Origin of the sequence: Longimicrobium sp., assembly GCA_036377595.1 — a bacterium.
In the GTDB taxonomy this organism is placed as follows: Bacteria; Gemmatimonadota; Gemmatimonadetes; order Longimicrobiales; family Longimicrobiaceae; genus Longimicrobium.
Genome location: DASUYB010000027.1, coordinates 14,794 through 29,343, shown reverse-complemented (window position 1 = coordinate 29,343; position 14,550 = coordinate 14,794). Strand labels below are relative to the sequence as shown.

Annotated in this window: 15 protein-coding genes; 13 read left to right on the top strand and 2 right to left on the bottom strand. The window is 67.3% G+C overall.

Translation table 11 applies throughout. From position 1 onward, the window contains the following. Positions 1 to 385, bottom strand: a 385-nt coding sequence (locus VF092_04855) for an ABC transporter substrate-binding protein (GenBank protein HEX6746604.1), incomplete at its 3' end; no start/stop codon positions are given. Positions 386 to 736: 351 nt separating this feature from the next. On the opposite strand from VF092_04855, the gene VF092_04850 reads away from it, so the two are divergent. The 8 genes from VF092_04850 to VF092_04815 all read left to right on the top strand — a co-directional run bounded on the left by VF092_04850 (position 737) and on the right by VF092_04815 (position 7,038). Beyond that, on the top strand, positions 737 to 1,372 hold the full coding sequence (locus tag VF092_04850) for a hypothetical protein (protein HEX6746603.1): 636 nt from the start codon (positions 737 to 739) through the stop codon (positions 1,370 to 1,372). 33 nt (positions 1,373 to 1,405) lie between these two features. Continuing rightward, entirely contained in the window at positions 1,406 to 1,843 is a 438-nt protein-coding gene (locus VF092_04845; GenBank protein ID HEX6746602.1) for a hypothetical protein, read from the top strand. A gap of 14 nt (positions 1,844 to 1,857) precedes the next feature. After that, entirely contained in the window at positions 1,858 to 2,334 is a 477-nt protein-coding gene (locus VF092_04840) for a hypothetical protein (protein HEX6746601.1), read from the top strand. Between the two features lie 227 nt (positions 2,335 to 2,561). After that, positions 2,562 to 2,885, top strand: coding sequence for a hypothetical protein (locus VF092_04835; GenBank protein HEX6746600.1), 324 nt, complete (start codon positions 2,562 to 2,564; stop codon positions 2,883 to 2,885). 437 nt (positions 2,886 to 3,322) lie between these two features. Next, positions 3,323 to 4,135, top strand: a complete 813-nt coding sequence (locus VF092_04830) for a carbon-nitrogen hydrolase family protein (protein ID HEX6746599.1) — start codon at positions 3,323 to 3,325, stop codon at positions 4,133 to 4,135. After that, a complete protein-coding gene (locus VF092_04825) occupies positions 4,128 to 4,391 on the top strand; it encodes a DUF2164 domain-containing protein (protein HEX6746598.1) in 264 nt (87 codons plus the stop codon). The genes VF092_04830 and VF092_04825 overlap by 8 nt, the downstream gene beginning before the upstream one ends. Before the next feature lie 35 nt (positions 4,392 to 4,426). After that, positions 4,427 to 4,801, top strand: coding sequence for a hypothetical protein (locus VF092_04820; protein ID HEX6746597.1), 375 nt, complete (start codon positions 4,427 to 4,429; stop codon positions 4,799 to 4,801). Positions 4,802 to 4,959: 158 nt separating this feature from the next. After that, positions 4,960 to 7,038 (top strand): M13 family metallopeptidase, encoded by a 2,079-nt coding sequence (locus VF092_04815; protein ID HEX6746596.1) that lies wholly within the window; start codon positions 4,960 to 4,962, stop codon positions 7,036 to 7,038. Between the two features lie 492 nt (positions 7,039 to 7,530). On the opposite strand, the gene VF092_04810 is transcribed toward VF092_04815, so the two are convergent. After that, the gene (locus VF092_04810) at positions 7,531 to 8,856 is read right to left on the bottom strand and encodes a M48 family metallopeptidase (protein ID HEX6746595.1); all 1,326 of its coding nucleotides are present in this window, start codon (positions 8,854 to 8,856) and stop codon (positions 7,531 to 7,533) included. A 202-nt stretch (positions 8,857 to 9,058) separates the two neighbouring features. Here VF092_04810 and VF092_04805 point away from each other — a divergent pair, with 202 nt between their 5' ends. From VF092_04805 to VF092_04785, 5 genes are all read left to right on the top strand, one after another. After that, on the top strand, positions 9,059 to 9,490 hold the full coding sequence (locus VF092_04805; GenBank protein HEX6746594.1) for a hypothetical protein: 432 nt from the start codon (positions 9,059 to 9,061) through the stop codon (positions 9,488 to 9,490). Continuing rightward, entirely contained in the window at positions 9,490 to 10,770 is a 1,281-nt protein-coding gene (locus VF092_04800; protein HEX6746593.1) for a cation:proton antiporter, read from the top strand. Before VF092_04805 ends, VF092_04800 begins: the two co-directional genes overlap by 1 nt. Before the next feature lie 216 nt (positions 10,771 to 10,986). Then, positions 10,987 to 12,357 carry an MFS transporter gene (locus VF092_04795; GenBank protein ID HEX6746592.1) on the top strand — a complete coding sequence of 457 codons (1,371 nt, stop codon included), beginning with the start codon at positions 10,987 to 10,989 and terminating at the stop codon, positions 12,355 to 12,357. A gap of 329 nt (positions 12,358 to 12,686) precedes the next feature. Continuing rightward, complete coding sequence (locus VF092_04790) at positions 12,687 to 14,072, top strand: Nramp family divalent metal transporter (GenBank protein HEX6746591.1); 1,386 nt, start codon at positions 12,687 to 12,689, stop codon at positions 14,070 to 14,072. A 5-nt stretch (positions 14,073 to 14,077) separates the two neighbouring features. Further along, positions 14,078 to 14,533: a universal stress protein gene (locus VF092_04785; GenBank protein HEX6746590.1), complete on the top strand. Its 456-nt coding sequence runs from the start codon at positions 14,078 to 14,080 to the stop codon at positions 14,531 to 14,533. Positions 14,534 to 14,550 lie beyond the last annotated feature (17 nt).

Sequence of the window (14,550 nt, the reverse complement as noted above, 5' to 3'; positions counted from 1 at the left end):
GATCGCGGGCCAGGTCGTAGCTGAACTTCACGTCGTACGCGCTGGTGCGCACGCCGTCCTGCCACCAGACGTCGTCGCGCAGGTAAAAGGTGAGCAGCGTGGTATCGGCGTTCACCTCCCAGCTCCTGGCCAGCCGGGGGATCGGCTGCAGCTTCTCGTCGTAGGTGATGAGCGGGGTGAAGAGCACGAACTGCTGCATGTACAGCGCGTTCTGCACCTGCCACGTCAGCGGGCTGACGTCGCCGACGTCGCTCGCGTACCCGATCACCAGCGTCCCCCCGTACCGCGCCGAATCGCTGGATGCCGCCGCGTCGCGCGACGGCCGCGCATCGCCGCCGCAGGCCGCGAGGGCGAGGAGGAGCAGGGCGGGGAGAGAGCAGCGCATGGTGTGAGTGAATGGGCCGTGTGGACTCCGGTGAACAGCATCTCTCGCCGCCGCAGGTCCGGAGAGGCTCGGCGGAACCCCGTGCGTATTCGCGTCTCCTGCGCATGCCTGTTCCGTCATAGTCCTGATATCGCTAAGAAGCGCGGAGGATGTTGGAAGCCTCCGAGTGGAGACTTCGTCGGCACGATATTTTTTCGGTCAGCCGGTACGGCTTCAAGTTGGCGGTCGGGAACTTTACCGGGATGATTCCGCTCGCCGACCGTCGGTCTAAATACTTGACGAAGCGAAAGTTCCTCATTAGACGTAACCTAGCGCGTTAGGGTTACCGTAGGTACGATCTGCCAAATCCAGATGCTCACCAATCTCCAACCTCAACCGGTGGACGCCGGCCCCGAAGGCCGTGGCTACGTACTCGATGCGGGCGGCCGAGCATTTGGTTTTCTTTACGTTACGCCATCCAGCTATACCCTCGCTTGGGACGGCTCCGTGGACTTTGCAGCAATCGAGCAAAAGGCAATTGAGAGCCTTGCCGTCTCAACGGGCTTGGGTAGTCAGCTAGCAAGTGGTCGACGGATGATAAGCGTGTTCGAATACGCTCGCGCCTCGATGATATTCCGGGTCGAGTGCGGATGGGATCAACTGATTGAGTTCCGTCTGGACGACCCGGCAGATTATGCTGCATATTGCGAAGCATTACGGCACTCACGCGAGCTGCTTTTTGCTCGATACGATTTCCATGATTCACAGTTGATGGAATACTCGTTCATCGCACAAAATCCATTGCATCCCACAGATGAAAGAGAACTAGCGATTATCCTGCCGGCGCATCGCCCGTGTTCAGCGGAGCTGCTGCGGTGGATTACATCGCATCATACAGCGTTCGCTCAGGAACACAGTCGTGTGGATTTCACCATTTCTGCTCAAACGATTTGTCAGCTTGTGGGGTCAATGGCCGATTCAGAGGCTCCAGCCGTCGCCGCAGCATAGGTGGCCACCTGGACTAACTTCGGAGAGGAGAAGATGTCCTGGCTCAAACGACTGTTTCGCGCCCCACCCAAATGTCACCGAAGCGTCATGTTTGCACCCAACCTGTATGTTGAAACGTGGAGTGACAGCGGTTCTGCATCCATATGCAGTGTCAGTGCAAGTGTTCGCCACAAGATCAGGATAAAGAACCTCGGCGGGTATCCCGCCAATGTGTACTGCAAAGGCTTGATTCAGCAAGTTCCTGCTAAGGTCAAGTTTCAGTCGGATGGCTCCCAAGACACTGCGACATGCTGGCTTGGTTATCATCCAGACTTGCAAGATCGTGAAGTCTGCGAATTCGCTCCCGCTCTTCTCGTACCCGATCCGATTGGAGGACCGGGAGAGCAACTGATCGAGGCTGAAGTGAAAATCGCCTGGCCGCAGCCAGGTCGTCAGCGCAGAGAGGTGGTTTCGATTCTCGTTGATGCGTAGCAGGAGCGGTCAGCATGAGATGGAACTGGTCTACGGTCAACTGGTTTGGATTTTTACCTCCGCTGCTGTCAATCTACCTGCTGCTGGTATCTGGATTCACGAAACGCTTTCTGGCGACTCGTATACAGACATTTGTGGCCAGAGAGGAAGGTCTGACCAACAAGAAGGATGTGATCCGCAACGTTGCTGCGGGATGGGCAAGCTTGCTTGGATTCTTCAACGCACTGTTTGCTGCTTTGCTGGCCCCCATTTCGATCTATTCCACATCAAGAAGCTTTGGGTGGCTTGCCGCAACCCTCATTCTCATCGTCTTCACCTTTATCCCGATGTTCTGGTGGGTCCAAAGCTTCGATCTCGATGAACTGCAAACGGGTGCCACTCTCTTTGGTTGGAGTCCCGCCACTTTGTGCAAGATAGTATTGATCATCGTGAATCTGGTACTCCTAGCTGCCATCGGGATCAATCAGCAATTGGCCGTTGTGAACCCCTGACCCGTTCACTGACTCGTCTCGTGAGTCGCGAGGCATTGGCGGCGCCGCTCAGAATAGCGGCGACGCTCCGCGACGATGCCTGCTCACGGTTCGTCTTGCGGTTCGCGGCGTCGCACAAGCTGCTATCTCGTGGCATTGGCGCTCGCCGTAACCATCGCGGGTCACCGTCACTCGAATGGGGTTGCCTACGGCAGGTACTCCGTTCCCCTTCCGACGGGAGGTGACCCATGCTGCTGATCCGCGAGGTGATGTACTGCAAGCCCGGCAAGGTGCGTCCGCTGGTCGAGAAGTTCCTCAGGATGGCGGAGCTCGGCGAGCGGAAGGGGTGGGGGAAGATGCGGGTGATGACCGACGTCAGCGCCGAGCGCTACTGGACGCTGGTGGCGGAGATGGAGGTCGCCAGCATGGAGGAGTTCATGAAGATGGGCCCCAGCGGTGACCCCGAGGAGCAGAAGGAATTCGCGGCCATCATGGAGGGCTACCACGACCTCGTCGAGTCCGGCCGACGCGAGATCTACAACCTCGAAGGGTCGGGAGATCGCAATTCGTAGTGAAGATGCAATCACGGCAGCTGCGGGATGATTCCGCGGCTGCCGTGATGTTGCCAAACCTCTCGACGCGCCGATCGGATGTCATCCTGAGGGCGCGGAGCACCGTGATTGCGTACGCCCGAAACCCTGCGCGCCCGAAGGATCTTGCACGACGGGCTGGATGTCGGCTCGAACGAGCAGATCTGTCCGCGAGTCGGGTAGATCCTGCGGTCGGCGCCCGACATCCGCGCCGATGTGACGACAGCGCGGCGCCTCCCTTGGGATGACACCGGAGGTGTCCCGGGGACCTTGGATCGGCAACACCCCCCTGATCCCGGCAGCCGTGGGTGATCTCGCCCGCGGCTGCCGGGCTTTTCCGGGCGAGGGCTTGCGCGGCGGCGTTGCATCGCTGAGGCTTGGGACGTGGAGTGCTCCCGATTCCCATCACCCAACCGTCGATGATCATCGGTCTGGCATCACCCCGCGTCGCCACCTCGCTCGAGGATGGGTTGGAGAAGATCGAGCGGCTCCTCGCCGAAGCGTCGGCGCGGGGCGCGGAGATCGTTTGCTTCCCCGAGGCCTATCTCCCCGGCCTGCGCGGGCTGGATTTCGAGGTGCCCGATTGGGATGAGGCGCGGCAGGAACGCGCGCTCGATGCCCTGTCGCACCTCGCGCGGACGCATCGGGTCGCGGTGATCATGGGGATGGAGCGGATCGCGGAGGCGGGCCGGCAGATCGCCGCGTACGTGTTCGATGCGGAGGGGCGGTTGCTCGGGCATCAGACCAAGAACCAGGTCGATCCGTCCGAGGAGTGGTACTACGTCCCCGGCGACACGCGGCGGCTGTTCGAGGTCGGCGGGGTGAAGTTCGGCATCGCCATCTGCCACGAGGGGTGGCGCTACCCCGAGACGGTGCGCTGGGCGGCGGTGCGCGGCGCGAAGATCGTCTTCCATCCCCAGCACACGGGCAGTCACGGCGGCGGCGTGCATCCCCCGCACTGGGGCGCCGCCGACGCGCCGTACTACGAGAAGGCGATGATGATGCGCAGCCGCGAGAACACCATCTACTTCGCCAGCGTCAACTACGCGCTGCCGTACCAGGAGTCGGCGACCAGCCTCATCGCCCCGTCCGGCGAGTGCCAGGCGCACCTCCCGTACGGCACCGAGGGCGTGCTGATCGCGGAGATCGATCCCGACGCGGCGACGGGATTGCTCGCAACGCGCTACGCCCCCGAGCGTTACGCCGAATCCCCGGAGATGGCCCATGGCTGACCGCCGCGGCGATTCCCCGATGCGCATCCGCCTCTCCGACGAGCGCCGGGCGAGCCTTGTCCGCTCGTTGAAAGAACATTTCGACGACGAGTTCGACGACCCGATCAGCGACTTCCGCGCGCAGCGGCTGATCGACTTCTTCGTGCGCGAGCTCGGCCCGCCCGTCTACAACCAGGGCGTCCGCGACGCCTGCGCCGCCATGCAGGAAAAGCTGGGGGATCTGGAGGGCGAGGTGTACGAGACTGATCGGCCGTAGGTACGGTTGGCTGCTTGGCGCTTCGGCTAATCCTGATGCAGAAGATCCGCATGAGCGTACACCGGACAGAGCGGCCGCGGCACGAGCATGCGTTCATCGGAAAGTGGCACATCTACGCGATGGAACTATGGGACGCCAGTTACTTCAACATGGAGACACAAGCCTTCATTGAAGTTCGACGAGACAATCTCGGCTCGTTTCAGTTTGGTCTTGTTACTGGTACTCTCGACGGGTCCATCGAGGTCAGGCCGCCGAAGCAAAGGTTCGTTTTTACCTGGGGAGGAAGCGACGAAATGGATCCGGCGCATGGCAGCGGCTGGCTCCAACTGACGGGCGAGAATGAACTGGTAGGCTCCATCAAGTTTCACCTGGGAGATAAATCGAAGTTCAAGGCGAGGCGAGCTGAATGAATGCGATCCTCCTGCGCGCCTAAAGCCAATCTTTCTCCGAACCGTCTGCCGTATCCCCGTTGCGAACGTTTCGTCCCAACATCGTTGCCCCGCCTCGCATCGCGCGGTACGTTCGGCCGCATCCATCCCACACGCGTGTCCCTGACGCTGAGATGTCGATGCCGAACCCATCTTCCATCCGCCGCCGCGCGCTCGTGCTGGCGCTCGCGGCGGCGCCCGTGCTCGGCGCCGCGGCGGCAGCGGCGCAGAACCCCGCCGCCGAGCTCAAGCCGCTCAAGGTGGTCGACGCCGCCATGATCGACACTTCCGCGCGGGCGTGCACCAACTTCTTCCAGTTCGCCACGGGCGCCTGGCTGAAGAACGACAGCATCCCCGCCGCGTACTCGTCGTCGGGGGTGGGGCGCGACATGCAGGACCGCAACGAGCTGGTCGTGCGCGCGGTGCTGGAGGACGCGGCCAACCGCCGCGCGTCGCTCCCCGCCGGCAGCACGCAGCGCAAGCTGGGGACGTACTACGCCAGCTGCATGGACTCCACGGCGGCCGAGCGGCAGGGGCTCGATCCGATCCGCCCCACGCTGCAGCGCATCGCCGCGGTGCAGACGCGCGCGGCATTGCTCGACGAGGTGGCGCGGCTGCACGGCGACCTGGTCAACGTTCTCTTCCGCTACCGCCCCGACGTGGCGCCGCACGACGCGGCGCACTACCTGGCGCAGTTCTACGCCGGCGGGCTGGGGCTGCCGGACCGCGACTACTACCTCAACCAGGGTGCGTCGGAAGACTCGCTGCGCCGCGCGTACGTCGACCACGTCGCGAAGATGTTCACCCTCGCCGGCCAGGACGAGGCCTCCGCGCGCGCCGACGCCCAGCGGGTGATGGCGCTGGAGACGGAGTTGGCGAAGGCGTCGCTCACCCGCGTCGCGCGGCGCGAGCCGTCGGCCACCGACCACCCGATGTCCGTCGCGCAGCTGCGGGCGCTCACGCCCAACATCGACTGGTCGCGCTACTTCGCCGCCATCGGCCTGGCGCGGCCGGGCGAGCAGGTGAACGTGGCCGAGCCCGCGTTCATGCGCCGCGTCTCCGAGCTGCTGGCCACGGTGCCGATGGCCGACTGGCGCGCGTACCTCCGCTACCACCTGCTCGATGCGTCGGCGCCCTGGCTCAGCACGCCGTTCGTGCAGGAGAACTTCGCGTTCAGCCGCCGCTTCACCGGCGCGCGCCAGCTGCTGCCGCGCTGGAAGCGGTGCCTGCGCGCGACGGACGGCGACATGGGCGAGGCGCTGGGGCAGGCGTACGTGGCCCGGACCTTCCCGCCCGAGGCGCGGGCCCGCGCGCGGCAGGTGATCGACGACATCCGCGCCGCGTTCGGCGAGCGGCTGCGGCGCCTGGAGTGGATGAGCGACGCCACGCGGCGGCAGGCGCTGGCCAAGCTGGGGCAGATGGGCGAGAAGGTGGGCTATCCCGAGCGCTGGCGCGACTACTCGCGGCTGCGGGTGACGGAGCAGCCGTTCGTGCTCAACTCGTTCGCCGCCAACCGCTTCGAGTGGGAGCGCGTGCTGTCGCGCCCGGGGATGGCGGTGGACACCACCGAGTGGGGGATGACCATCCCCACGGTGAACGCGTACTACGATCCCAGCAAGAACGAGATGGTGTTTCCCGCCGGCGCGCTGGTGCCGCAGACGTTCGATCCGAATGCGGACGACGGGGGCAACTACGGCTCGCTGGGCGCCAGCTGGGCGGGGCACGAGCTGACGCACGGCTTCGACGACGAGGGCCGCCACTACGACGCGCGCGGCAACCTGAGCGACTGGTGGACGCCCGCCGACTCGGCGCACTTCGCGCAGCAGGCCGATCTCGTGGTCCAGCAGTACAACGGCTACATTCAGGTCGACACCTTCCACGTCAACGGCCGCCTGACGCTGGGCGAGAACATCGCCGACTACGGCGGCGCGCTGGTGGGCTACGACGCGCTGCAGCGGGCGCTGGAGCGGCGCGGCCGGCCGGGGCCGATCGACGGCTTCACCCCCGAGCAGCGCTTCTTCATCGCCTACGCGCAGAGCTTCCGCCAGCACAACAGGCCGGAGTCGCTGCGCACGCGCGTCACCGTGGACCCGCACTCGCCGGAGGAATGGCGCGTGAACGGGCCGCTCAGCAACATGCCGCAGTTCGCGCAGGCGTTCGGCTGCAAGCCGGGCGATCCGATGGTGCGTGCCGAGAACCTAGTCCCGCACATCTGGTAGGTTCTTCGGGGTGATGGAGATACGAACCGCCGCCGGCCTCCCGCGCCGGCGGCGGTTCGCGATTCGCGTCGGCGCCCACAGGTCAGCCTGTGATCGCGCGGGCCGCCGCGTCGCGCCCTCTCCCTGGCGCTTCGCGCCTGTCCCTCCCCCGAACAGCACGGGGGAGGGACCTGGGCTCGCTGCGCTCGCGGCTGAATAGAGCGCGAGGGCCGCGAAATCGAGAACGGGGGCCATAGCGGAAATCCACGGATTGACGCGAACCGCCGCCGGTCCTCGACCGGCGGCGGCTATTCACGCCCTCATTTCGCCATGCTGGGATCGAAGTCCGCGAAGGCGGACTGCGTGTCGTCGTAGCCGCGAGTTCACTCGCATTGTCCACGATCAATCATCGTGAATCATCCCGATCTCCCGATCTCCCGATCTCCCGATCTCCCGATCTCCCAATCTCCCAATCTCCCAATCTCCCAATCTCCCAACCCGCTCCGATCCCCATCATCGGAACCGGTCGCCGTACTTCAGCGGCTTGCCCTGCGCCCACGGCTTGTAGCTGTTGGCGAACTCGATCCGCTCGCCGACGGGCGGGTGGTCGTCGCGGAAGAGCTTGTGCAGCGTGCCGTGGTACGGCGTGGCCAGGTTCTCCGTCTGCAGCTTGGCGAACGCGGTGGCCATGGCGTGGTTGTCGCGCGTCAGCTCCAGCCCGAAGCGGTCGGCCTCGTGCTCGGCGTAGCGCTTCATCGCCAGCGGGATGGGGGTGATGGCGACGACGACCGCGCTGACCACCAGCGTCAGCAGCGGATACGACGCGATGTCGTCCAGCCGGTCGAAGCCGATGCGGTGGCGCCAGCGCGCGATGATCCATCCCGCCGTGCGGTGGACGAGCCAGAGCGCCAGCAGCAGGAGCACGATCAGCATCGCCAGCAGCATCAGCACGTGGTGCAGCACGTAGTGCCCCATCTCGTGCCCCATCACGAACAGCAGCTCGCGCTCGTCCAGCTTCTGGATGATGGTGTCCCACAGCACGATGCGCTTGCTGCCGCCGAAGCCGGTGACGTATGCGTTCACCGCCTTCGTGTCCTCGCTCTTCCGCACCTCGTACACGCGGCCGCCCTCGATCCCCGCGCGCTCGGCCAGCGCCAGGATCCGCTGCTCCAGCGCCTTGTCGCGCATCGGCCCGAACTTGTTGAACATCGGGTCGATCACCAGCGGCTGCAGCCACACGGTGGCGAGAACGAGCGGAATCCCCGCCAGCGCCGTCCACAGCCACCACCGGCGCGGGCTCTTCCGCAGCAGCAGGTACGGCACCCACATCACCAGCGCGAAGGTGACGATGCCGATCGCCAGCCCCTTCACGCTGTCGCCCAGCCACTTGCCGAACGTCTGGTTGGAGAGCCCGTACTGGTGCTCGCGCACGAAGCCCGCGTAGTACGCCAGCGGCAGGTCCAGCGCCCAGAACAGCAGGGTGACGATCGCGCCGTAGATCGCCAGCGTGAAGTACCACTTGCGCCCGATCCGCCGCGCCAGGTCGCGGATCCGCGCCGACAGGCCGGTGAAGAGCACGAGGGCGGGGATCAGCAGCGACCACGCGATCCCCACGAACCACAGGACGTCGCCGCCGCGCTCGTAGCGCACCGCCTTCTCGCTCGGCCGGGGGACGGGCACCGCGCCGGTGTCGGCCGACGCCTGCGCGGCTGGCGACGAGTTCGGCGCGGGGAGCCCCGGCGCCGCCGCATGCGTCGTATCCGCCGGTGCCGCCGCCTGCGCGGCGGCGAGCGACGGCGCCAGGCAAAGCGCCAGCGCGAACGTGAGGATGCGGAGCATGTGCCGGCCGGTCGGTTGATCGGGAGATGGAGAGCGGAAAGCGCGTTGGATGTTGCCGCGCCTCGATCGCGACGGCAAGGAGATGGGGATGTTTCGCGCCGCCGTGCCCAGCGGTAGATTGGCGGCTGCATCCGCCCGCGCCTGCCGGGGCGGATTTTTCGTTCAGCCGAACCATGCCCTCACAATCCCCGTCTCCCGAGCGATGAAGCCGCTGCTCGCCTACGCCGCGTTGGTCGGCCTCCCGCTCGCCGGGCTGGCCGCGGTGCTGCGGGCCGGTAGCGGGCTGCAGGCGCCGCCCTCCATCTCCGGCGAGTGGCGGATCGAGCTCCCCACGGCGTCCGCCGAGCCGCCGCGCTTCACCATCTCCCAGTCGGGAACGCACGTCCAGCTGGAGATGTTCGGGCGCGAGTACCGCGGGGCCCTGCGCGGCGGCGCGCTCGTCGCCCGCTCGGGCGCGCGCGTGGCCGGCCGCGACGCCTGCTGGGACGCGGACGACGTGCGCCTGCGCGCCCGCGTCGGCGGCGGGGCGGTGCCGCGGCGGCTGGAGTTCGCGGTGGAGGTCCCGCGGGTGGCCGGGTGCGGGCGCGGGTTCGTGGCGGTGCGCGCGGAGCCGCCGCGGGGCGGGCGCCGCTGATGCCGCACCTCGGGCTGCTCCTCGTCCAGATCGCCGTCGTGGTCGTGGCGGCGCGCGCGGTGGGGCTGCTCTTCCGCCGCATCGCCCAGCCGCAGGTGATGGGCGAGATGGTGGCGGGGATCCTCCTCGGCCCGTCGCTGCTCGGGTGGGCCGCGCCGGGGCTGTCGCGCGCGCTCTTTCCCGCCGAGTCGCTGGGGTTCCTGAACTCGATCAGCCAGGTGGGGCTGCTCGTGTTCATGTTCCTGGTGGGGCTGGAGCTGAACCCGCGCCTTCTGCGCGGCCGCGGCTACACGGCGCTGGTCACCAGCCACGCCAGCATCACCATCCCCTTCTTCCTCGGCGCCCTCCTCGCCATCCACCTCTACCCGCGGCTGTCGGACCAGGGCGTGGGCTTCACCGGCTTCGCGCTGTTCATGGGCGCGGCCATGAGCGTCACCGCCTTCCCCGTGCTCGCGCGCATCCTCACCGAGCGCAACCTGCTCCGCACGCGGGTGGGCGCGGTGGCGCTCGCCTGCGCGGCGGTGGACGACGTGACGGCGTGGTGCATCCTGGCCGGTGTGGTGGCGCTGGTGCGCGCGCAGCACGCCGCGATGCCGTGGTGGGCCACCGTCTTCGGCTCCGCCGCCTTCGTCGCGGCCATGATCTTCGCCGCGCGGCCGCTGCTGGCGCGACTGGAGCGGCGCTACGAGCGCGACGGGCGGGTGACGCAGGACGTGCTCGCCATCGTCTTCCTCGTCACCCTGGCCTCGGCCTGGACCACCGAGGCGCTGGGGATCCACGCGCTGTTCGGCGCCTTCCTGGCCGGCGCGGTGATGCCCAGGGGCGAAGGCTTCGTCCACGCGCTCACCGGCAAGCTCGAGGACGTGACGGTGGTGCTCCTCCTCCCGCTCTTCTTCGCGTTCACCGGGCTGCGGACGCGCATCGGGTTGGTGGAGGGGGCGGAGATGTGGGGATTCTGCGCGCTGATCGTCCTCGTCGCCGTCGCCGGGAAGCTGGGCGGCGGCGCCGTGGCCGCGCGGATGACGGGGATGAGCTGGCGCGAGGCGGGCGCCATCGGCACGCTGATGAACACGCGCGGGCTGATGGAACTGGTGATCCTGAACATCGGCCTGGACATCGGCGTCATCTCCCCCGCCGTGTTCGCGATGATGGTGCTGATGGCGCTGGCGACGACGTTCATGACCTCGCCGCTGCTGGAGGTGGTCTACCCCGCCCGCCTCATCCGCCGCGACACCATCGACGGCGAGGAGGAGGGGGAAAGCGTGGAACTGATCGTGTAGCGTGGGCGGCCCTCACCCGAAAAAGTGACGAGTCGAGACAATACTGCCGTCTCGACTCGTCACTTTTTCGACCTCTCCCAAAACCGACTGGGAGAGGTACCAGCAACAGATGGAACAAGTTGGAGATATCGATCTTCGCGGTTAGGTCTCCCCCTCCCCCAGTCGGTTTTGGGGGAGGGGGCCGGGGGGAGAGGGCTCCGCGCCGCGGCGGCTTCGATGCTTCTCATCCGCACGGATGCCGAGCCGGCGACGTTCGGCATTGCGTCCACGGCGCGACACCCCATCTTCTCCGCGACCCATCCCACCTCCCGCTCCACCGCCGATCCCCATCTCCCGCGCCCGCCGATGGCACAGACGCCCGCCCGCCCCGCCGCCGCATCGCCCGCCACCGGCGACCACCGCGCCGCCGTGCTGGCGGGGTTCCTGGGATGGACGCTCGACGCGTTCGACTTCTTCCTGGTGGTCATGTGCCTGACCGCCATCGGACGCGAGTTCGGCCGGCCCGACAAGGCGGTGGCGTTCGCCATCACCCTCACGCTGGCGTTCCGGCCGGTGGGCGCGCTGATCTTCGGGCTGCTGGCCGACCGCTACGGCCGCCGCCGTCCGCTGATGATCAACCTGGTCTTCTACTCGCTTCTCTCGGTGCTGACCGGGCTGGCGCCGTCGTACGGCTGGTTCCTGGTCTGCCGCGCGCTGTTCGGCATCGGCATGGGCGGCGAGTGGGGCGTGGGCGCGTCGCTGGCGATGGAGAAGGCGCCGCGAAAGCTGCGCGGCGTGCTGTCCGGGCTGCTGCAGGAGGGATATGCGGTCGGCTTTCTCCTCGCCTCGCTCGCGTACTGGATCGTCTTCCCGCGCTGGGGATGGCGCCCGCTCTTCTTCATCGGCGGGCTTCCCGCGCTCTTGGCCATCTTCGTCCGCTACCGCGTGAAGGAGAGCGAGGTGTGGGAGCGCACCCGCCACGACACCTGGGGCGAGCTGGGGAAGGCCATCAGCGGGCAGTGGAAGCTGTTCCTGTACATCACGGTGATGATGGCGGGGATGAACTTCGCCAGCCACGGCACGCAGGACATGTATCCCACCTTCTTGCAGCGCGACTGGGGATTCACGCCGGAGAAGAGGTCGGCGCTCACGGCGATCTCCATGCTCGGGGCGATCCTGGGCGGCCTGCTGGTGGGGATGTTCTCCGACCGCATCGGCCGCCGCCGCGCGATCGTGCTGTCGCTGGCCGGCGGGATCTGCGTGGTGCCGCTGTGGGCGTTCGCGCCGTCGCTGGGGCTGCTGGTGGCGGGCGCGTTCCTGATGCAGTTCATGGTGCAGGGCGCCTGGGGCGTGATCCCCGCGCACATCACCGAGCTGGCGCCCGACAGCGTGCGCGGCTTCCTCCCCGGCTTCGCCTACCAGTGCGGCGTGCTGCTGGCCAGCTCCGTCGCCTACCTCGAGTCCGCGTTCGCGGCGGGGAGATCGTACGCGGTCAGCATGGCGCTCACCGCCGTCACCGTCTTCTCCTTCGCGGCGATCGTCGTCTGGCTCGGCCGCGAGCGGAAGGGCGTGGAGTTCGGCGGGCCCGTGGCCGAGGTGCCGGAGTAGCGGTGGTGAAGCCTCACGCGGTGAAGGGCGGGTAACCCGCGGCTTGCACATTGGGAAGCCTGCTGCGCGGGCTGCGGGGCCGGCCGCCGCGCGAGCGCCGGCGATCCGCGCCGCCATTTCGTCCGAATGCGGTTGAAGCCTCGCGCAGTTTGCGAGGCTTTCCGTTGTTGGAGCTGCGGGTGTACCCGCCCGTCGCGAATCTCGAGGCCCACCGGCGGCTTGGGCGACGCGGCCTCTGGCACGCACGCTGCACCCTCTTGCGCCACCGGACAACGCACGTTACGATTTTTAAAGTGATTTAAAAATCGACTTCGTACACTCGAACTAGAATGCTCGTGTTCCCTGAACGTGTACGCCGGCGCTCGCCGGCCGCAGAACAGACGGAGGCCGAGCCGGGGTGGCGCCACGCGCGCGTCGCGCCCAGCCTGGCCGACGTGTACCGCTCCATCCCCGTCGCGGGGATGTCGCGCTGGCGCAAGTTCCTGGCGTTCGCCGGGCCCGGCTACCTCGTCGCGGTGGGCTACATGGACCCGGGGAACTGGGCCACCGACCTGGCCGGCGGCTCGGCCTTCGGCTACCGGCTGCTGTGCGTGGTGCTGCTGTCGAACATGATGGCGGTGCTGCTGCAGGGGCTGGCGTCCAAGCTGGGGATCGTCACCGGGCGCGACCTGGCGCAGGCGTGCCGCGACCACTACTCGCGCCCCGTGTCGCTGGCGCTGTGGGTGCTGTGCGAGCTGGCCATCGCCGCCTGCGACCTGGCCGAGGTCATCGGCTCGGCCATCGCGCTCAACCTGCTCTTCGGCATCCCGCTCCCCGTGGGCGTGGTGCTCACCGCGCTCGACGTGCTGCTGGTGCTGATGCTGCAGCGGAAGGGCTTCCGGCTCCTCGAGGCGCTGGTGATCTCGCTCGTCGCCCTGATCGGCGGGTGCTTCCTCTTCGAGATCCTGATCGCCAAGCCGGAGATCAGCGCGGTGCTGCGCGGTTTCGTGCCGAGCGCCGAGGTGGTGCGCAACCCGCAGATGCTCTACATCGCCATGGGCATCCTGGGCGCCACGGTGATGCCGCACAACCTGTATCTCCACTCCTCCATCGTGCAGACGCGGCGCTACGAGCTGAACGCCGACGGCAAGCGCGAGGCGGTGCGCTACGCCTTCCTCGACAGCACGGTGGCGCTCACCTTCGCGCTGTTCATCAACGCGGCCATCCTGATCGTGGCCGCCGCCACCTTCCACCGCACGGGGAACACCGGGGTGGCGGAGATCCAGGACGCGTACAAGCTACTGACGCCGCTGCTGGGGGTGACCGGCGCCAGCGCGGTGTTCGCCTTCGCGCTCCTCGCGTCGGGGCAGAACTCCACGCTGACGGGCACGCTGGCGGGGCAGATCGTGATGGAGGGATTCCTGGACCTGCGCATGCGCCCGTGGGTGCGGCGCGCCATCACCCGCGCCATCGCCATCATCCCCGCGGTGATCGTGGCCATCCTCTACGGCGAGAGCGGCACCGCCAAGCTGCTGGTGCTCAGCCAGGTGATCCTGAGCCTGCAGCTCTCCTTCGCCGTCTTCCCGCTGGTCGCGTTCACCAGCGACAGGCGGAAGATGGGCGAGTTCGCCAATGCCTGGTGGGTGAAGGGGCTGGCGTACACGGTGGCCGTGCTGATCGCCGGGCTGAACGCGTGGCTGCTGATGCAGACCTTCAGCGGCTGGCTGGGAGGGTGACCGCCATGTACCGCCGCATCCTGGTGCCGCTGGAGAACACGGCGTACGACGAGGCCATCCTGGACCACGTGGCGCGGCTGGCGCGCGTGTGCGGCGCGTCGGTGCTGCTGGTGCACGTGGCCGACGGGTGGGTGGCGCGCACTTGGCGCCAGCTGGACCTGCGCGAGAGCGAGGAGATGGCGCGCGACCGGCACTACCTGGAGTCGGTGGCCACCCGCCTGGCGCAGTCGGGGATCGAGGTCGACGCGGTGCTGGCCGGCGGCGACCCCAGCCGCGAGATCGTGGAGATGGCCGCGCGCGAGGGGTGCGACCTGATCGCCATGAGCACGCACGGGCACCGCTTCATCTCCGACCTGCTGTACGGCAGCGTGGCCAACGAGGTCCGCCACAAGTCCAGCATCCCCGTGCTCCTGGTCCGCGGCTACCCGCGCGGACGCGGCCCCGCGCCGCCGCAGCATTGATCCCGGATCCCGAAATT